Origin of the sequence: Herbaspirillum sp. NPDC087042 (assembly GCF_044745245.1) — a bacterium.
Classification (GTDB): Bacteria; Pseudomonadota; Gammaproteobacteria; order Burkholderiales; family Burkholderiaceae_D; genus Herbaspirillum.
This window is the reverse complement of sequence record NZ_JBIUZW010000027.1, coordinates 17,514-36,837: the sequence shown is the minus strand read 5'-3', so window position 1 is coordinate 36,837 and position 19,324 is coordinate 17,514. Positions and strand designations below refer to the sequence as shown.

General features: G+C 62.6%; 16 protein-coding genes and 1 pseudogene. 3 read left to right on the top strand and 14 right to left on the bottom strand.

Annotation, left to right across the window (positions count from 1 at the left end; all coding sequences use genetic code 11):
• Nucleotides 1-101: pseudogene (locus ACIPHN_RS24620) on the bottom strand (50S ribosomal protein L13); the annotation flags it as partial.
• Between the two features lie 666 nt (nt 102-767).
• On the opposite strand from ACIPHN_RS24620, the gene ACIPHN_RS24615 reads away from it, so the two are divergent.
• The gene (locus ACIPHN_RS24615) at nt 768-1,229 is read left to right on the top strand and encodes an OsmC family protein (RefSeq protein WP_400441493.1); all 462 of its coding nucleotides are present in this window, start codon (nt 768-770) and stop codon (nt 1,227-1,229) included.
• Nucleotides 1,230-1,331: 102 nt separating this feature from the next.
• On the opposite strand, the gene coq7 is transcribed toward ACIPHN_RS24615, so the two are convergent.
• The 10 genes from coq7 to ACIPHN_RS24565 form a co-directional block, all read right to left on the bottom strand.
• Nucleotides 1,332-1,958, bottom strand: coding sequence for a 2-polyprenyl-3-methyl-6-methoxy-1,4-benzoquinone monooxygenase (gene coq7 / locus ACIPHN_RS24610; RefSeq protein ID WP_400441490.1), 627 nt, complete (start codon nt 1,956-1,958; stop codon nt 1,332-1,334).
• 90 nt (nt 1,959-2,048) lie between these two features.
• Nucleotides 2,049-3,083, bottom strand: a complete 1,035-nt coding sequence (gene pyrC, locus ACIPHN_RS24605) for a dihydroorotase (protein ID WP_400441487.1) — start codon at nt 3,081-3,083, stop codon at nt 2,049-2,051.
• A gap of 215 nt (nt 3,084-3,298) precedes the next feature.
• Nucleotides 3,299-4,027 carry an amino acid ABC transporter ATP-binding protein gene (locus ACIPHN_RS24600; protein ID WP_400441484.1) on the bottom strand — a complete coding sequence of 243 codons (729 nt, stop codon included), beginning with the start codon at nt 4,025-4,027 and terminating at the stop codon, nt 3,299-3,301.
• Between the two features lie 66 nt (nt 4,028-4,093).
• The gene (locus ACIPHN_RS24595; protein ID WP_198981622.1) at nt 4,094-4,789 is read right to left on the bottom strand and encodes an amino acid ABC transporter permease; all 696 of its coding nucleotides are present in this window, start codon (nt 4,787-4,789) and stop codon (nt 4,094-4,096) included.
• 3 nt (nt 4,790-4,792) lie between these two features.
• Entirely contained in the window at nt 4,793-5,542 is a 750-nt protein-coding gene (locus ACIPHN_RS24590) for an amino acid ABC transporter permease (protein ID WP_400441481.1), read from the bottom strand.
• Nucleotides 5,543-5,755: 213 nt separating this feature from the next.
• A complete protein-coding gene (locus ACIPHN_RS24585) occupies nt 5,756-6,703 on the bottom strand; it encodes an amino acid ABC transporter substrate-binding protein (protein ID WP_400441479.1) in 948 nt (315 codons plus the stop codon).
• Between the two features lie 301 nt (nt 6,704-7,004).
• Nucleotides 7,005-7,538 carry a hypothetical protein gene (locus ACIPHN_RS24580; RefSeq protein ID WP_400441477.1) on the bottom strand — a complete coding sequence of 178 codons (534 nt, stop codon included), beginning with the start codon at nt 7,536-7,538 and terminating at the stop codon, nt 7,005-7,007.
• Between the two features lie 98 nt (nt 7,539-7,636).
• On the bottom strand, nt 7,637-8,929 hold the full coding sequence (locus tag ACIPHN_RS24575) for a Glu/Leu/Phe/Val dehydrogenase (protein ID WP_400441474.1): 1,293 nt from the start codon (nt 8,927-8,929) through the stop codon (nt 7,637-7,639).
• A 328-nt stretch (nt 8,930-9,257) separates the two neighbouring features.
• Nucleotides 9,258-10,280: a LysR family transcriptional regulator gene (locus tag ACIPHN_RS24570; RefSeq protein WP_400441472.1), complete on the bottom strand. Its 1,023-nt coding sequence runs from the start codon at nt 10,278-10,280 to the stop codon at nt 9,258-9,260.
• Nucleotides 10,281-10,382: 102 nt separating this feature from the next.
• Complete coding sequence (locus ACIPHN_RS24565; protein ID WP_400441470.1) at nt 10,383-12,287, bottom strand: ABCB family ABC transporter ATP-binding protein/permease; 1,905 nt, start codon at nt 12,285-12,287, stop codon at nt 10,383-10,385.
• A 180-nt stretch (nt 12,288-12,467) separates the two neighbouring features.
• Between ACIPHN_RS24565 and ACIPHN_RS24560 the strand changes: the two genes are divergently transcribed.
• Both ACIPHN_RS24560 and ACIPHN_RS24555 read left to right on the top strand, forming a co-directional pair.
• On the top strand, nt 12,468-12,905 hold the full coding sequence (locus tag ACIPHN_RS24560) for an acyl-CoA thioesterase (protein WP_400441468.1): 438 nt from the start codon (nt 12,468-12,470) through the stop codon (nt 12,903-12,905).
• 95 nt (nt 12,906-13,000) lie between these two features.
• The gene (locus tag ACIPHN_RS24555; RefSeq protein WP_400441466.1) at nt 13,001-13,951 is read left to right on the top strand and encodes a 2-hydroxyacid dehydrogenase; all 951 of its coding nucleotides are present in this window, start codon (nt 13,001-13,003) and stop codon (nt 13,949-13,951) included.
• A gap of 111 nt (nt 13,952-14,062) precedes the next feature.
• On the opposite strand, the gene ACIPHN_RS24550 is transcribed toward ACIPHN_RS24555, so the two are convergent.
• The 3 genes from ACIPHN_RS24550 to ACIPHN_RS24540 all read right to left on the bottom strand — a co-directional run bounded on the left by ACIPHN_RS24550 (nt 14,063) and on the right by ACIPHN_RS24540 (nt 19,241).
• Nucleotides 14,063-15,766 (bottom strand): long-chain fatty acid--CoA ligase, encoded by a 1,704-nt coding sequence (locus tag ACIPHN_RS24550; protein ID WP_400441463.1) that lies wholly within the window; start codon nt 15,764-15,766, stop codon nt 14,063-14,065.
• 247 nt (nt 15,767-16,013) lie between these two features.
• Entirely contained in the window at nt 16,014-17,129 is a 1,116-nt protein-coding gene (locus ACIPHN_RS24545; protein ID WP_400441460.1) for an aminopeptidase, read from the bottom strand.
• Nucleotides 17,130-17,135: 6 nt separating this feature from the next.
• Entirely contained in the window at nt 17,136-19,241 is a 2,106-nt protein-coding gene (locus ACIPHN_RS24540; protein WP_400441458.1) for a molybdopterin-dependent oxidoreductase, read from the bottom strand.
• Nucleotides 19,242-19,324 lie beyond the last annotated feature (83 nt).

The window sequence follows — 19,324 nt, the reverse complement described above, 5'->3', positions numbered from 1 at the left end:
AGTGCCACTTCGCTGGCAACACGTCCGAGGACCAAGTCCGTCGCGTCAATCACGAACCACTCGCGCTGAACCTCATGGGCTTTAGCGGAAAAGGTCTTCATGTTTGACTTTCTCTATCAATGTATAAACGCTCAAAGTGGCGGTTCCGGTCATGCTGGCCAGCTTGTGATGCCTGCTGTCCTTGGTATTTCGCTTCGCGGACTCATCCTTTTATCTTCCCGAGCGCATGGGAAAGCCCGCAAGTATAGCCTTTTCAAGGACTTAGCGTCAAAAGGTTTCGGGGAATGTGTGGCGTACAGAGGCCAATCGGATGGGAATGGGGGCGATTTGATTGCCCGGAAGATAATTTCCCGGACTTAGCGCCCTGACTTCATTGCGCCAGGGAAACGCATCCTGCCGAAAAAAGGACAAAAAAAACCCGGACACTGTGGTTCCGGGTTTAATCCACACCAATGAGGAGGGTGGAGGAGACATGGTTACGTGCTGCAAATACTTCCGTTGAATTCAATATAGCAAAGCGGTTTGTGCATTGCAATAACGATCTTCACATTTATTTGTAACTGTCTGAAACTGGTGCGGACAGTGCCTTGCAGAAGCGATGACCGCACTTGGCAGGATGCGAAAAGTGATAGCACCACGATAATTTTTCTGCAACGCAAAAATCGCCATTCATCACCACACCCGGCCATCCGCGCTGCGATCCCGCAGCGACATCGGCGATCAAAAGCTACAATACGGAGCTTCACTCAACCGATTGGACGATACAGATGGAATGCACAGTGCGCTGGACCGGCTTGTCCGGCATGACCTTTACGGCTGAAACGGGCTCGGGCCACCTGCTGACGATGGACGGCGCACCTGACGGCGGCGGTCGCAACCTGGCACCGCGTCCGATGGAAGTGGTGCTGGCCGGCACCGGTGGCTGCACCGCCTATGACGTGGTGGTGATCCTGCGCAAGAGCGGCCAGGACGTGCGCGGCTGCGACGTGACCCTGAAGTCCGAGCGCGCCGAGACCGACCCCAAGGTCTTCACCAAGATCCATTTCCACTTCACCGTGCGTGGCCGCAACCTCAAGACCAACGTGGTGGAACGCGCCATCAAGCTGTCCCACGACAAGTACTGCTCGGCCTCGATCATGCTGGAGAAGACCGCCGAGATCACCCACTCCTTCGAGATCATCGACGACCTCACCGACATCTCGTCGGCCGCCGCCCAGCAGCAACAGTGAGCGCGCAGATGTTCCAATGAAAAAAGCGGCCGAGGCCGCTTTTTTCATGTCCCATCGCCCGGGAAACGGGGCGCAGATGTCCTCAGATACGCTCAGATACGCTCATATACGATAAGCCACCGTGGTCATGACCTTGGCCATGGCCTTCATCAAGCCCTTCACCGGCGCCGGCATCTCGGCCGCACCCAGGTCGCGCGCGGCCTGGCCGTGCTCGATCTCGTCGATGCGCATCTGGTCGACGATGGCGCGGGAGCGGTTGTCCTGCGCCGGCAGCTTGTCCAGATGGCCCATCAGGTGATGCTCCACCTGGCGCTCGGTCTCTGAAACAAAGCCCAGGTTGCGAGCATCACCCAGGCGCGCGGCAATGCTGCCCAGCACGTAGGCGCCACCGTACCAGAGCGGATTGAGCAGGCTGGTGTGCGAGCCCAGTTCGCGCAGGCGTTCGGCAGTCCAGGCCAGGTGATCTTCTTCCTCGATACCCGCGTGCGCAAAGGCCTGCTTGATCTCGGGCGTCTGCGCGAAGCGGCCCTGTGCGTCGTACAGCGCCTGGGCACAGACCTCCCCGACATTGTTGACCCGCATCAGGCCGGCCGCGTGGCGCTTCTCGGCCTCGTTCATGACGCCGTCCGGCAAGCCCCGCCCGGGATTGGGACGGCTCTCGAACACCACGCCATTGATCACGCGCAGCGCCTTGTCCACATCGGCAATCAGTTCATCGACGAATTGCATACACCTCGCCTTTCTCTTGTTGAATAAGATCCCGGTCCATCATTGCCCACCCCGGACCGGGGACGCAGGAACAGGGCCGACCAGCCAGGGTCAGGCCATCTTCCAGTTGATCTGCTCGCCGGCCGACAGCGGCACCACGGTCGCGTCGCCCATGGGCAACTCGGCCGGGATGGTCCAGCTTTCACGCTTGAGCGAGACGGTGCCGGTGTTGCGCGGCAGGTTGTAGAAGTCCGGACCATTGAAGCTGGCGAAGGCTTCGAACTTGTCCAGCGCACCGACCTGGTCGAAGGCTTGCGCATACAGCTCCAGCGCATGCAGCGCGGTGTAGCAGCCGGCACAGCCACAGGCGTGTTCCTTGGCGCCCTTGGCGTGCGGCGCCGAATCGGTGCCCAGGAAGAACTTGTCGTGGCCCGACGTTGCAGCGGCCACCAGGGCCTGGCGATGGGTCTCGCGCTTCAGGACCGGCAGGCAGTAGTAGTGCGGACGGATGCCGCCCTTGAAGATCTCGTTACGGTTGAACAGCAGGTGGTGCGCCGTGATGGTGGCGGCGGTCGGGCCTTCACCGGCCAGCACGTACTGGGCGGCTTCCTTGGTGGTGATGTGTTCGAAGACCACCTTCAGCTCGGGCATGGCCTGGCGCAGCGGCTTCATGATGCGGTCGATGAACACCGCCTCGCGGTCGAACAGGTCGATCTCAGGGTCCGTCACCTCACCATGGACCAGGAAGGGCATGCCCACTTCCTGCAGTACTTCCAGGGTCTTGTAGCACTTGGACAGGTCGGTCACGCCGGCGTCCGAGTTGGTGGTGGCGCCGGCCGGATAGAGTTTGACCGCCTTGACGAAGCCGCTTTCCTTGGCGCGGCGGATTTCCTCGGGCGGGGTATTGTCGGTCAGGTAGAGCACCATCAGCGGCTCGAACTGCATGCCGGCCGGCAACGCCGCCAGGATGCGATCACGGTAGGCACCCGCCTGGGCGGTGGTAGTCACCGGCGGCTTCAGGTTGGGCATGACGATGGCGCGGGCGAACTGGCGCGCGGTGTGCGGCAGCACGTCCTGCATGGTGGCGCCGTCGCGCAGGTGCAGGTGCCAGTCGTCCGGGCGGGTGATGGTCAATACGTTGCTCATTGCAATGGTCTTTCGGTCTGGAGTGGGCGTGTTGGGTAAGGCATCCGGCCGATACGGGCTGTGGAGAGCCTGCCGCGATGTCTCAAGAGCGACATTCTACCGTAGCCGTCAAGCACTCCGGGCGCGCCATCCTGCGGCCATTTTGATGTAGCCCAAACGACAAAGGCCGCACCGTTGCCGGTGCGGCCCCTGCCATGGGTGCTGCGGAGTCTGGCTTAGTGGGTGATGATCTTGGCCAGGAAGTCGCGCGCGCGTTCCGAACGCGGCTGGGCGAAGAACTCGTCCTTGGCGCAATCCTCGACGACCACGCCCTTGTCCATGAAGACCACGCGGTTGGCGACCTTGCGGGCGAAGCCCATTTCGTGGGTCACGACCATCATGGTCATGCCTTCCTGGGCCAGGCCGACCATGACGTCCAGCACTTCATTGATCATTTCCGGGTCCAGCGCCGAAGTCGGTTCGTCGAACAGCATGGCGATCGGGTCCATCGACAGCGCGCGAGCGATCGCCACGCGCTGCTGCTGGCCGCCGGAGAGCTGGCCGGGGAACTTGTCCTTGTGCGCCAGCAGGCCCACGCGGTCCAGGTACTTCAGGCCCTTCTCGGTCGCCTCTTCCTTGGAACGACCCAGCACCTTGACCTGGCCGATGGTCAGGTTCTCGCGGATCGACAGGTGCGGGAACAGCTCGAAGTTCTGGAACACCATGCCGATGCGCGCGCGCAGCTTGGACAGGTTGGTCTTGGGGTCGCCCACCGAGACGCCATCGACGGTGATGGTGCCTTTCTGGAACGGCTCCAGGCCGTTGACGGTCTTGATCAGGGTGGACTTGCCCGAGCCCGACGGGCCGCACACCACCACCACATCGCCCTTCTTGACGGAAGTCGAGCAGTCGGTCAGGACCTGGAAGCTGCCATACCACTTGCTGACGTTATTGAGTTCGATCATTTGTTTCTCCTGGATTTCTGAATTCACTGGGCCGCCCGCCCCACCGGGCGGCGGCCGTCATAAGGCTTAGCGGATGATGGCGATCTTCTTCTGGTAGCGCTTGACCAGGGTCGACAGACCAAAGCTGAGCACGAAGTACACCACGGCCACGAACAGGTACATTTCCACCAGGCGACCGTCACGCTGGGCGATCTTGGAAGCGCTGGTGACGAAGTCCGGCACCGAACCCAGCACGTAGACCAGCGACACGTCCTGGAACAGCACGATGGTCTGGGTCAAGAGGATCGGGGTCATGTTGCGGAAGGCCTGCGGCAGCACCACGTTGCCCATCATCTGCCAGTAGTTCATGCCGATCGCATAGCCGGCGAAGACCTGGCCACGCGGGATGGACTGGATGCCCGAACGCATGATCTCGCAATAGTACGCGGCTTCGAACAGGATGAAGGTGATCAGGGCCGACTGGAACGCGCCGACCTGGATAGGCTCGGAGGCACCGATGATCCAGGCGCCGATGAAGGGCACCAGGAAGTAGAACCAGAAAATCACCAGCACCAGCGGAATCGAGCGGATCAGGTTGACGTAGGTAGTCGCCACGAACGACAGCGGCTTGTTGGACGACAGGCGCATCATGGCCAAGAGCGTGCCCAGGATGATCCCGCCCAGCATGGCCGAGAAGGTCAGGATGAGCGTGAACTTCAGGCCGGTCGTGAAGAGATAGACCCAGGAGCGCTGGATGACGTCGAAATCGAAATTGCTGAACATGGATCAATGCCCCCCTGCGCTGGTGCTGCCGCCGGTGATGTAGCCCGGAACGGCGGTGACCTTTTCCAGCAGGCGTGCTGCCAGCAGCGCGATGACGGAAATGATCAGGTAGATGATGGTGGCACCGGTCAGCGCCTCGAAGGTCTGGAAGGTGAATTCGCGCATCGAGTAGGTCGCGGCGGTCAGTTCGACCAGGCCGATGGTCAGGGCCACCGAGCTGTTCTTGATGATCGCGGCGAATTCATTGGTCAGCGCCGGAATGATGATGCGGAAGGCCATCGGCAGCAGCACATAGCGATAGGTCTGCACCGGGGTCAGGCCCAGCGCGGCGCCGGCCATGCGCTGGCCGCGCGGCAGGGCCTGGATGCCGGTCGTCACCTGGACCGCCACGCGCGACGAGGTGAAGAAGCCCAGCGCCAGGGTGGCCGTCACGAAGGAGGCATCCGGCAGGCTCTTGATCCAGTCGCCGATGGCGCCCGGCAGCAGTTCGGGCATCACGAAGTACCAGAGGAACATCTGCACCAGCAACGGGATGTTGCGGAACAGTTCCACATAGCCGTTGGCAAGGCGCACGACCCATGGCTTGGTCGTGGTGCGCAGGGTGCCGAAGATGGTGCCCAGGATCAGTGCCATGATCCAGGCGCAGGCGGCGGTGGCCAGGGTCCATTTCAGGCCGGCCAGCAGCGTATCGATGTAGGGGATGCCATCGGGAGACATCTCCCAGAAAATCCCCCAATTCCAGTTGTAGTGCATAAATGGCCTCGTCTGTGGTTCGAGTCTGTGTCGAGTCGTGTATCTGTCGGGCGCGGTCACCAGGCAAATGCCGCGCCGCTTCTTCTACGTCTTGTACGGTCAGTCCGGTGTCGTGGAAAAAAGCCCTTGCCCTGGAGCAAGCGCTTTGACACCGTCTAAACAAAACGGGGGACAGGCCCCCGTTTCGTCAGATTGCACCAGGCAATGCGCCGATTACTTCTTCTTGCCCATGTTCTTCTGGGCTTCCGGCACCACTGCATAGGCGGCCGGATCGTAGGAATCGGTCGGCTTGGCCATCACGGTGGTCAGTTGCGGGCTCATCGGCACGTTCAGGTTCACACCCTTGGGCGGGATCGGCGACTGGAACCACTTGGCGTAGATCTTCTTGATGTCGTCGCCCTTGTAGACCACGGTCAGCGCATCGTCCACGACCTTCTTGAACTCGTTATCACCCTTGGGCAGGATCAGGCCGTACGGCTCGACCGACAGGGCTTCCGAGGACACCTGGTAATCGCCAGGCGCCTTGGAGTTCGCAGCCAGCGAGGACAGCAGGATGTCGTCCATCACGAAGGCGGCGGCACGGCCGGTTTCCACCATCAGGAAGGCTTCGGCGTGGTCCTTGGCAGCCAGGATGTTCATGCCCAGGTTGCGTTCGGCGTTCAGCGCGGTGATCTGCTTCAGGTTGGAAGTACCGGAGGTCGAGACCACGGTCTTGCCCTTCAGGTCATCCAGGGTCTTCAGGTTCGCAGCCTTCTTGGACAGGAACTTGTTGGCGGTCACGAATTCGGTCACCGAGAAAGCCACCTGGTTCCAGCGTTCCTGGTTGTTGGTCGCGGAGTCGCAGGAGATGTCGGTGGTGCCGTTGGCGATCAGGGGGATACGGGTGGCCGAGGTCACCGGAACCATCTTGATGTTCAGCGAGGTCAGGCCCAGCTTCTTCTGGATCGCGGTCGCGGCCTTCAGGCACAGGTCGATCGAGTAGCCCTGGTAGGACTGCTTGTCATCCAGATACGAGAAAGGAATCGACGAATCGCGCACGCCCAGAGTCAGGGTGCCGGATTCCTTGATCTTCTTCAGACGGCCGGTGAATTCCTCAGCGTGAACCGAGCTCATCAGAACGCTTGCCCCGACCAAAACCCCTGCTAGCTTCAATAACTTCATTGTGTGACCTCCTGGAAAAATTTTTTACGTAGTGTATCAAAAGCCCTACCCCGCAACAGCTTGCACCGCCGCGAAGAACGGCCGTCCGGCCCTATCGAGGGGACCTGTTCTTGTTCTCTGCCGTGATGCCTATTCTCTGTGCTTACACACATCTTTGCCAGCATTGATTGATCCACACCTGGCGACTCCTTGCGGAAACCACCCCCACGGTGAACCAGTTACTGACAAATTACTGATACGCAACACTCGGCGGGCGCATTGTACGACATATGCTACCCGGTCATGCAATCCGCAAAAACCCTCATGCCGATATGGCACGGGACGCGACACATCGTCTCGTCACCGCTACTCTCCGCGTCGACTGCGAGGCATCGCGATCCTGCCTTGCGACGCGCCTGCGGACTGGCCGCACCACGGCAATCCCGGCTTTATCGTCAGCAATATCCATGCCAGAAGAGTCCTGCACACGCTCCTCGCTGCGCTGCAGGATGCAGGTAGCGAAGGCGTGACCAGGCAGCTCGCGCAGGCGATGCGCAGGAGCGGCAAGGGAATCATCAGGAGACTGGATAAGGCCGGCGAAATGCCAGGTGGAACGCGGGTTGTAGCCCGACGCAATGAACTGCTGGAGAGACTGCGGAAACAGCGGAAACAGCGGGTAAGGGAGAGAAAGAATGGGAGAACAGCGCACCACATCGTCGCTGCACGACGGCAGGCGATGCTGCGCTGCGCCGGCATCATGCGCATCAAGCGCACATGCAGCAGCGCCCGGCATGGTCATGCCGGGTCCTTCATGAACGGTCCTGCCCCGCAAGGCTTGCTGGCCTGCGGTGCGCATGCGCACTGCAACCACGTCTCCTCCTTGACTGCTGTCTGGCAGCCGACGGTCTTGTGACGCCGTCTCTGGCTGCGTTTTCTTTTACGACTTGCGCGATATCACGGATACAGGCCGCGCATCTCGCGTGCCTGCAGCACGCGCGTGCAAGCGACGATGAAGGCCGCGGTACGCAGCGACACATTCTTTTCATCGGCCAGCTGCCACACGGCGGTGAAGGCTTCGCGCATGATGCGGGTCAGACGCAGGTTGATTTCGTCTTCGGTCCAGAAGAAGCTGGAGAAGTCCTGCACCCACTCGAAGTAACTCACGGTCACGCCACCGGCGTTGGCAATCACGTCGGGGACGATCAGCACGCCCTTGTCGCGCAGGATGTCGTCGGCCGCCGGCGTGGTCGGGCCATTGGCGCCTTCCAGGATGATCTTGGCCTTGATGTGATTGGCGTTGGCTTCGGTGATTTGCTGTTCCAGTGCGGCAGGCACCAGAATGTCGCAATCGACCGACCAGAATTGGGCGCGATCGGTGATCTCGTCGGCACCGGTGAAGCCCTTCACGCTGCCGTTCTTGGCCACGTAGGCTTGCAGTGCCACGACATCCAGGCCACCTGCATTGAAGACGGTGGTCACATGATCCTGCACCGCCACCACCTTGGAACCCGCCTCGGAGAACAGGCGTGCGGCGATGCCGCCGACGTTGCCGAAGCCCTGCACGGCAACCTTGGCATCCTTGATGTCCAGGCCACGCTTGGCGGCGGCTTCGCAGCCGACCACGAACACGCCACGACCGGTCGCTTCATGACGACCCAGGCTGCCACCCAGCGAAATGGGCTTGCCGGTGACCACACCCGAGGAGGTGCTGCCCTGGTTCATGGAATAGGTATCCATCATCCAGGCCATGATCTGCGAATCGGTGTTGACGTCCGGCGCCGGGATATCCTTGTTGGGGCCGATGATGATGCCGATCTCGCTGGTGTAGCGGCGCGTGACGCGCTGCAGTTCACCACGGGAGAGGGTCTTGGGATCGACACGGATACCGCCCTTGGCGCCACCATAGGGCACGTTCACGGCGGCATTCTTGACGGTCATCCAGGCCGACAGCGCCATCACTTCGGAGAGCGTCACGTCCTGGTGGAAACGCACGCCGCCCTTGCCGGGGCCGCGCGAGGTGTTGTGCTGCACGCGGTAGCCTTCGAAGTGGGCGATGGTGCCGTCATCGCGCTCGATGGGCACGTCCACCACCAGGATACGCTTGGGGCGCTTCAGGGTTTCCACCCAGCGCGCCAGCGAGCCCAGGTAAGGCGTCACGCGGTCGATCTGTTCGAGATAGACGCCCCACGGGCCGATGCCGTGCGGGACGAGATAGGAAGGCACTTCGTGATTAGGTACGTTCGACATGATGCAATCGCTCCTTTGGGTTGCCGTGCTGTTCAGGACAAAAAGGCTTCCAAATTCCGACGTTCGCCAGGGCATCTTACTCCGTCAAGGCCGGCCTGCAAGACGCGCTCGAAGCGCAATCAAGGGCGGCCACGGAGTCGCGCCGTGCCAGCCTGGCGCCTGTCGCGCCTGCTGGAAATTCGTGCCTGTCCGATTCAGCGCCGCCATCGTAGCCAGCCGACCAAAACTAGGCTAATGCTTTGTGAGCATGTAACTATGCAACGGATGCATAACCTTTGCAATCCCTTTCTGCATGCGGCATTGCGGGATATAGAGGCTTCCATTTTCCTCAGGAATCACGCTTCTCGGCGGAACGCGCCGGCTTGGCCGAGGCTGCCTTTCCGGCGCCGGTTCCACTGCCCTTCTGGCGTTCCTGGCGCTCCTGTCGCTGCACATCCTGCTCGCTCAGGTACTCCCACAAACGTGCCACCAGCGCCTTGCCGGTACGCTGCGCGGTGGGGCGTTCGCGATAGAGACGGATCTCCATCTCGACCTCCCATTCGCCCACCGGGCCATCGGTGCGTGCCAGCTGGCGATTGCGCACTTCGCGCACCACCGAGGACTCCGGCAGGAAGGCCACCCCATGGCCCTCCAGCGCCATCATCTTGAGGCTCTCGGACATATCGGTCTCGTAGTGCTTGACCAGGTGCAGCGGGCGTTTGGTGTCCGACATCATCAACTCCACCATGCGTCCCAGGTAGGCGTTGCTGGTGTAGGACAGGAAGGGGACCGGCGCCTTGGAACTGCCCGGGAAGACGTAATCGGGCTTGCCATTGCGGTCGCAGCGCGAATAGGGACGCAGGGTCTCGGTGCCCATGGTGAGCATGTCGTAGCGGCTGGCATCGAGCTGCACCGGCTGGCGCGGGTGGTGATAGCACAGCAGCAGGTCACAGCCGCCTTCGACGATGGTCATGACGGCATCGTGGACGTTGAGTGCGATCAGGCGCGTATTGATGGAACCGAAGCCCGACTCCAGCGAACTGAGCCACTTGGGCATGTAGGTCAGCGAGAGCGTATGCGGCACTGCAAAATCGATGGTGGTCTGGGCGGTGGGCCGTTTGCCACGCAACAGGGCGCGGGTGTTGTTGATCTGGCCCAGCATGGCCACGGCTTGCTCGTAGAAGACTTCGCCGGCGGCCGTCAGGCGGGTGGGATAGGAGGTGCGGTCGATCAGGTCGGTGCCCAGCCAGGCTTCCAGCGACTGGATGCGCCGCGAAAAGGCCGGCTGCGTCACATGCCGCAACTCGGCCGATCGACTGAAACTGCGCGTTTCCGCCAGGGAGACGAAATCCTCAAGCCATTTGCTTTCCATTACCCGCCCACTTCCCGTTCTAGGTTGCATGCATTCATGCGAATGGGCGAATTGTGCCGCCGCGCCCGCGCCGGCGCAAGCCGGTCGCGTTGCGGATACTGCTTAGCGGCGTTGCGCCGGCATCAGCATGCTGGGTTCGGCATCCGCTTCGGCGGGCGTGGCCACTTCCTCGCCCTCGGGCAAGGGAGAGGCGCCCTCCTCGTCGGCGCCAGCCTGCTGGCGCAGCCACATCTGCGCATACAGGCCACCGGCGGCCAGCAGGCCCGCATGGGTGCCTCGCTCGATGATGCGACCATGATCGAGCACCAGGATCTGGTGCGCATTGACGATGGTGGACAGCCGATGGGCGATCACCAGCGTGCTGCGCTCGCGGGCGATGTCTTCCAGCTGTTGCTGGATCGCCTGTTCGGCGCGCGAATCCAGCGCCGAGGTGGCCTCGTCGAAGATCAGCACGGCCGGATCCTTCAACAGGGTACGGGCGATGGCCACGCGCTGCTTCTCGCCGCCGGACAGTTTCAGGCCGCGCTCGCCGACCATGCTGGCATAGCCATCGGGCAAGGATTCGATGAAGTCGTGGATATAGGCCGCCTTGGCCGCGGCCACGATCTGCTCGCGCGTGGCGCCCGGCTTGCCGTAGGCGATGTTGTATTCGATGGTGTCGTTGAAGAGCACCGTATCCTGCGGCACAATGCCGATGGCCTGGCGCAGCGAGGCCTGCGTGACCTCGCGCAGATCCTGGCCGTCGATGCTGATGCTGCCCCCATCGACGTCATAGAAGCGATACAGCAGCCGTGACAGCGTGGACTTGCCCGAACCACTGTGGCCGACCACTGCCGTGGTGGTGCCGGCAGGCACCGTGAAATCGACATCGAAGAGGATCTGGCGCTTTGTTTCGTAGCTGAAATCGACATGCGAGAAACGCAGTTCCGCGCCGCGCGTCCTGAGCGGCTGCGCGCCGGCGCGGTCGGCCACTTCGCGGTTTTCTTCCAGCAGCGAGAACAGGCGTTCCATGTCGGCCAGGCTCTGCTTGATCTCGCGATAGAGCACACCCAGGAAGTTCAGCGGGATGTACAACTGGATCATGAAGGCATTGACCAGCACCATGTCACCCAGCGTCATCGTGCCATCGATGACGCCCGCGGTGGCGCGCCACAGGATCAGCGTGACCGCGATGGCGATGATGGCAGACTGGCCGGTGTTGAGCAGCGAGAGCGAGGTCTGCGACTTCACCGCGGCGCGCTCGTAGCGCTGCAAACCCTCGTCATAGCGGCCTGCCTCGAATTCTTCGTTGCTGAAATACTTGACCGTCTCGTAGTTGAGCAGCGAATCGATGGCGCGGGTATTGGCGTGCGAATCCAGCTCGTTCATGGTGCGGCGGAAATGCGTGCGCCACTCCGTGACCGTGATGGTGAAAATGATATAGAGCACCAGCGCACCGGCGGTGATGATGGAGAACCAGATGTCGTAATGCGTGACCAGGTAAGCCAGCACCAGCACGATCTCGATGATGGTGGGCAAGATCGAGAACAGCGTATAGGACACCAGCGTGGAGACCCCGCGCGTGCCGCGTTCGATATCGCGCGTCATGCCGCCGGTCTGGCGATTGAGGTGGAAGCGCAGCGACAGCGCATGCAGGTGACGGAACACCTGCAGCGCGATGGTGCGCACGGCGCGCTGGGTGACGCGGGCGAACATCAATTCCCGCAGTTCGGTAAAGAGCGCCGTGGCCAGGCGCAGCGCGCCATAGGCCACCAGCAGCCCTAGCGGCAGCACCAGCAGGGCCTGCGGATGGGCGGGCGTGATGGTCATCTGGTCCACCAGCTTCTTGAGGATCAGCGGCACGCCGACGTTGGCCAGCTTGGCGCCGACCAGGAAGGCCAGCGCCAGCATCACGCGCCATTTGTAGGTCCACAGGTAGGGCAACAGGGTCTTGACCACCGCCCAGTCGCCGCGCTGGCGGACGATGGGAGCCTGGGACGAGGAGGAGGAATTCGGATAACGGCGCATGGGAGATACCGGGAATAAGGGCCAAGCCAACGAAGGACAATAAGGAGCCAGCAAGCGAAGCAGGACAGCAAGAGCGCAACATCCGATACACTGGGGCCTTTGGCGCGCTGCGCGCAAGAACCGGATTATAAGAGTCAACCCGGAAGTCCGCCGGACTTCCCCGCTTTCCCAGGAGTCACCATGTCCCAGTCCCCCTCCCTGCAACTGCCCGAGGGCAAGCATCCGCAACTGCGCGTCATGCCCATGCCCTCGGACGCCAACGTCTACGGCGACGTCTTCGGCGGCTGGATCATGGCCCAGGTGGATATCGCCGGTTCCCTGCCGGCCACGCGCCGCGCCAATGGCCGGGTCGCCACCATCGCGGTCAATTCCTTCCTGTTCAAGAATCCCGTTTTCGTCGGCGACCTGCTGTCCTTCTATGCCGACATCGTCAAGGTCGGCAATACCTCCATCACCGTCAACGTGGAAGTCTATGCCGAGCGCAACCGCCTGCAGACCGAGATCGTCAAGGTCACCGAGGCCACGCTGACCTATGTGGCCACCGACGAGAGTCGCAAGCCGCGTCCGCTGCCGCCGCTGGATCCGGCCCGCGAAGCCGGCATCACCCCGGCGCTGTGATGCCCCGTCCCGCGCACTGTTGAAATAATTTCAGCCCGCACCAGTGCGCTGGTGCGTATCGTCATGTTTTCCTCACCGCCTGCCCTCCTCACATCATGAATGCATCGAGCCGTCCCGTCGTCCTCATCGTCGCCCGCCTGCCGCAACACCTGCTGACCCGGCTGCAGGAGAACTTCACCTGCCACAACCTCATCCTCGACAATCTCAGCGACGCGCAAATCGCCGCCATCGCCCCGCAAGTGCGCGGCATCGCCGCCAATGGCGAGGCCAAGGTCGGCCGTGAATTCATGGCGCGCTTCCCGGCGCTGGAAATCGTTTCCGTCTTCGGCGTCGGCTACGACGGCGTGGATGTTCCGGCAGCCCGCGAGCGTGGCATCCATGTCACCCACACGCCCAATGTGCTCAACGACGATGTCGCCGACCTGGCCATCGCGCTGATGCTGGCCACCGCACGCAACGTGGTGCGTGCCGACCACTTCGCCCGTAGCGGCCAGTGGAAGAACGGCCCCTTCCCCTTCACCACCAAGGTCAGCGGCGCGCGCCTGGGCATCGTCGGCCTGGGACGCATCGGCGAAGCCATCGCCAAGCGTGCGGCGGCCTTCGACATGGAGATCTCGTATCACAACCGCTCGCGCAAGGACGTGCCCTACACCTACGTGGGCGACATCAAGTCGCTGGCCGCAGCGGTTGATTTCCTGGTGATGATTACCCCCGGTGGCGCGGGGACCCGCGCGCTGGTCGATGCCGAGGTGCTCGATGCGCTCGGCCCCAAGGGATTCCTGATCAACGTGGCGCGTGGCTCGGTGGTCGATGAGCGCGCACTGATCGCCGCACTCAAGGAAGGCCGGATCGCCGGCGCCGGCCTGGACGTGTTCGAGAACGAACCCAACATCCCCGCCGAACTGGCGGCGCTGGAGAACGTGGTGCTGACCCCGCACATGGCCAGCGGCACGCTGGTCACGCGCACGGCGATGGCCGACCTGGCCTTTGGCAACCTGGAAGCGCATTTCGGCGGCAAGCCGGTATTGACGCCGGTGCCGGACTAAATGCGGACGAAGCAAAAACTAACAAAACATAAAACCTGATGCTTTCGTCAGGTTAAAAAAAAAGCGCTGCCGGATCACTCCGGCAGCGCTTTTTCCTTGGGCCTGCTACGCTCAGGCAGCCTGCTTGTGCGGTGCTGCCTTGCCCGGTTCATCGCGCAATTCGCGACGAAGGATCTTGCCCACATTGGTCTTGGGCAACTCGTCGCGGAACTCGATGTACTTGGGCTTCTTGTAACCGGTGAACTGCTCCTTGCAGTAGGCCATCAGTTCCTCGCTGGTCAGGGCCTTGTTCTTGCGCACCACGAACAGCTTGACGGCCTCGCCGGTATGCTCGTCGGGCACGCCCACGCAGGCACATTCCAGCACGCCTGGATGCTGCGCCACCACGCCCTCGATCTCGTTGGGATAGACGTTGAAACCGGAGACCAGGATCATGTCCTTCTTGCGGTCGACGATGCGGGTATAGCCAAGTGCATCCATCACGCCGACGTCACCGGTCTTGAAGAAACCATCCGGTGTCATGACCTTGGCGGTCTCGTCAGGACGCTGCCAGTAACCCGGCATCACCTGCGGCCCACGGATGGCGATCTCGCCCGGCTGGCCCAGCGGCACTGGCTGGCCATCGTCATCCAGGATGACGATCTCGGTGGAAGGCAGCGGCAGGCCGATGGTGCCGGTGTACTCATCGATGGTGCAGGGATTGGCACTGGCGATGGGCGAGGTTTCCGACAGGCCATAGCCTTCGATGATGGGGCAGCCGGTCAGCTTCTTCCACTTGTCGGCCACGCCCTGCTGCACGGCCATGCCGCCACCCACGCAGCAGCGATAGCCGGAGAAGTCCAGCTTGGCGAACTCGGGGTTGTTGAGCAGCGCGTTGTAGAGCGTGTTGACGGCCGGGAAGGTATTGACCTTGTACTTGGCCAGTTCCTTGACGAAGCCGGGGATATCGCGCGGATTGGGGATCAGGAGGTTCAGCGCACCTTCGCGCGTGCCCAGCATGTTGCACACCGTCAGCGCGAAGATGTGATACAGCGGCAAGGCGCACACGAACACCAGCTGGTCGATGGGCTTGCCGGACTTCAGCGCCGGCGTCAGCCATTCCTCGGCCTGCAACACGTTGGCCACCAGGTTGCGATGGGTCAGCATGGCGCCCTTGGCCACGCCGGTGGTGCCACCGGTGTATTGCAGGAAGGCGACATCGTCCGGACCCAGCGCCACCGGCTTCAGGGCCCGGCCCTGTGCCTGCGACAGCGCCTCATTGAAGCGGACCGACTTGGGCAGGGACCAGGCCGGCACCATCTTCTTGACGTGGCGCACCACCAGGTTGACGATGCTGCCCTTGAGCGCCCCCAGCAGGTCACCCATGCTGGCCACCACGATGTGCTTGATCTGCGTGTTCGCCACCACCTTCTGCAGCGTGCAGGCAAAGTTCTCCAGCACGAAGATGGCTTCGGCGCCGGAATCCTTCAACTGGTGTTCCAGCTCGCGCGCGGTGTAGAGCGGATTGACGTTGACCACCGTATAGCCCGCACGCAGGATGGCGGCGATGGCGATCGGATATTGCAACACGTTGGGCATCATGATCGCCACGCGTGCGCCCTTCTGCAGGCCCAGGCCTTGCAGCCAGGCACCCAGCGTGCGCGACATGGTATCCAGTTCGCGGTAGCTGAGGTACTTGCCCATGCAGACGTAGGCATTGCGATCGGCATGCCTGACGAAAGCCTCATCGATCATTTGCACCAGCGAACCATAGCGGCCCGGGTCGATGTCGGCGGGGACGCCTGCGGGATACGATGCAAGCCAGAATCTTTCCATAGTGTGGTCCTCAGTCTCCGGTCAGTACGTGCGCTGGGGCCGGGCGGTGATGCAAGGCCACCGCGTTGGCGCGCACAGCGAAAAAAGCACGAGTGTTTTTTTATTTACCGCAGATGCTATCCAGCATTGGCCGCCTGGGCAAGCACTTTTAAAGCGATCTTGATGAATTTTTGTAAAAAATGAAGCCGGATCAATGCCGCTTCGCCCTGCTTGACTGCCTGCCAGCTTGTCATGAAGACAAAACAGGCTACCCGGCATGATACGCCGTGGCGGCGGACTTGGGCTGCCCCTTGGTGTCATCCGGCAATTTTTCCGGCGCTGTATCGCCCAGGGCGGCATGGCGCGCTGACTTGTCCATCTGCGCCAGTCGCCTGACCTTTTCATAGAAATCCGGGAAGCCGCTGCTGTGCGCGAAGAGCTGGCGAAACGCCGGCACCAGGTCATGGTAGGTCCCCACCAGCGCCAGATGGGCGTTCGACAGCGGCATGGCGAACCAGCGGTCGTATCCGGCATAGCCGTTCCAGCGCTGCGTCTTCATCTGCGCATACTCGGCACGCAGCGCATCGAAGATACTCGCCTTGCGGGCCAGCTTGTCGGCATCGCTGGCGGGGCTGTCGTAATTGGCCTTGAGCTGGTCGCGATATTTGTCCAGCAAGGCCAGGAAATCACGCTTGCGCTGGGCAAAGCGCTGGTAGGTCTCGATCAGCCGGGGATCATGCTGTGCCGCCAGCCAGCGCTCCACGCCCAGCTCCTCCACGGCCACGGCGAAGCCTTCATTGAAGGGCGTGTCATCGGGTGCATAGACCTTCTGGTGCGCCAGCTCATGGAAGATCAGCCGCGCCAGCTCGCCATCGGGATACTGGATGAAGGTGGAGATGACCGGATCATTGAACCAGCCCAGCGTCGAATAGGCCGGCACCCCCGCCACCTGCACATCGTAGCCCTGCTGCTGCAGGCTGGCGGCATAGTCCTGCGCGGCCTGCTGGCTGTAGTAGCCACGATAGTCGACGCAGCCGGCAATGGGGAAGCACCACTGCCTGGCCTTCAGCGACAGCGCCGGCGCGGCCACCACATTCCACAGTACGAAGGGACGATCCAGCTGGGCATAGCTGCGATAGCTGCCGTTGTCCGGCAAACCCAGCTCGGTGACGGCAAAGCGACGGATCTGGCGCACCGTTTCCAGCTTGGCCTTGAGAGTGGGCCGGGTGTCGGGATCGGCCAGCCAGTCATCCAGCGGACGCGCCTGCGCCAGCAGCGAGAACTGCCCGTGCGCCGCCTGGGCGTAGTACGACAGCGAGGAACACCCCGCCAGCCACGCCACGGCCAGCACGCACAAAACCGCACGCAAGGCCTGGCGCAGCATGATGGGTCAGCCTGCCAGTCGAGCGTCCTGCTGCAGTTTTTCCACCTGCACCAGGACGTCGTAGAAGGTCGGCGCATTGCCCATGTCGGTCAGGCGCTGACTGGTGACTTCATTGGCATTCTTGCCGTCGGCGGCAAACTTCTTCCACCAGATCGACAGGCCCACCACCAGGCCCACGCGTGCCTTGTCGGTCACGCGCACGCGCGCCTGCATGCTGCCGCGGTCATTGAAGATGCGCACCAGATCGCCATCGGCAATGCCGCGCGCGGCGGCGTCCTGGGGATGCATGTCCAGATGCGGTTCGCCTTCGGTATCGCGCAGGCTCTGCACGTTCACGAAGGATGAATTGAGGAAATTGCGCGCCGGCGGCGAGATCATCGCCAGCGGGTATTTCGCCCCCAGCTGCGGATTGCTGACCACCGATTCATAGGGCGGGATATAGGTCGGCAAGGGATCCAGTCCCGCCGCCTGCATCTGCGCCGAATAGAACTCGCACTTGCCCGAGGGCGTGGCAAACCCGCCCTCCGCAAACGGCGCATCGGGCATGTTCAGTCGCTGCCAGCCCTTCTGCTTGAGGGCCTGCCAGTCGTAGCCGGCGCTGCGCGGATGGTCACGCCGGAACGCCACGGCCGCCAGTGCATCGTCACTGTCCTTGAAGCAGTCCTCGTCGAAGCCCATGGCCGCGGCCAGCAGGCGGAAGATCTCGGTGTTCGGCTTGGACTCGCCCAGCGGCGCGATGGCGGCGTTGTTGGCCATCATGTAGATGTGGCCGTAGGTGGCATGCACGTCTACGTGTTCCAGCTGGGTGGTGGCCGGCAGCAGGATGTCGGCGTAGTCGGCGGTATCGGTCTGGAAGTGTTCCAGCACCACGGTGAAGAGATCCTCGCGGGCGAAGCCCTGCACCACCTTGGCCGACTCCGGCGCCACCGCGACCGGATTGGCGTTGTAGACGATCACCGCTTCCACCTGCGGGCCGAAGCTGGGCGAGGCCGGTTTCAACAGGTCATCGCCGATGGTGCTCATGTTGATGGTGCGGGCCGGTCCGCCATGACGCGCGCCCAGGTCGGGACGACCCAGCGCCGCGCCATCCTTGGGGAAGGTATCGGAGGTGGACATCTGCACACCCCCGGCCGGATGGCGCCAGGCGCCCACCAGTGCCGGCAGGCAAGCCACATTGCGCGCCGCCATGCCGCCACCGCGCACACGCTGCAGGCCGTAGTTGGCGCGAATCAACGCGCCTTCGCCGGTCAGCGCGACGCGGCCGTATTCGCGCGCCAGGTCCAGCACTTCCTGGACGCTGATGCCGCAGACCTCGGCGGTACGCTCGGGCGTCCACTCGGCGGCGCGCTCGCGCAGCTGTTCGAAGCCCAGCGTATGGCGGGCGATGTAGTCGTGGTCGAGCAGGTCTTCGCTGATGAGCACCTGCATCATGCCCAGCGCCAGCGCGGCATCGGTGCCGGGCAGCAGGGCGATGTGCTGGTGGCATTTCTCGGCAGTCAGCGAGCGATAGGGATCGATGGCGATCAGGCGCGCGCCATTGCGCTTGGCGGCCTGGGCGCGGGTCCAGAAATGCAGGTTGGAGGCAATCGGATTGCCGCCCCAGATCAGGATCAGCTTGGCCTGGTTGACCTGCTCCAGATCGGCGCCGATGCGCGCACCGACCGTGTAGCGATAACCGGCACTGCCGGCCGACGAGCAGATGGTCCGTTCCAGCTGCGAGGCGCCCAGGCGGTTGAAGAAGCGCCCGGCCATGGATTCGCCCTGCACCAGGCCCATGGTACCGGCATAGCTGTAGGGCAGGATGGCTTGCGGATCGCGCAGGGCGATCTGGCCCAGGCGGCTGGCGATGATGGTGATGGCCTCGTCCCAGCTGATGCGCTCGAACTTGCCCTCGCCCTTCTTGCCGACGCGGCGCATGGGATGGAGCAGGCGATCCGGATGATAGGTGCGCTCCGTATAGCGCGATACCTTGGTGCAGAGCACGCCCGAGGTCGGCGGATGATCGGGATCACCGCGCACCTCGGTCGCCACGCCGTCCTTCACGGTCACCAGCAGGGCGCAGGTATCGGGACAATCATGGGGGCAGGCGGCGCGGACGATGGTGGTGGTCATGGCAAGAAAGGCTGAAGATAGGCTGAAGATAGGCTGGATAGGCGGTACAACAAGCAAGGACGGGCTGGCGCACGCCAGCGTCG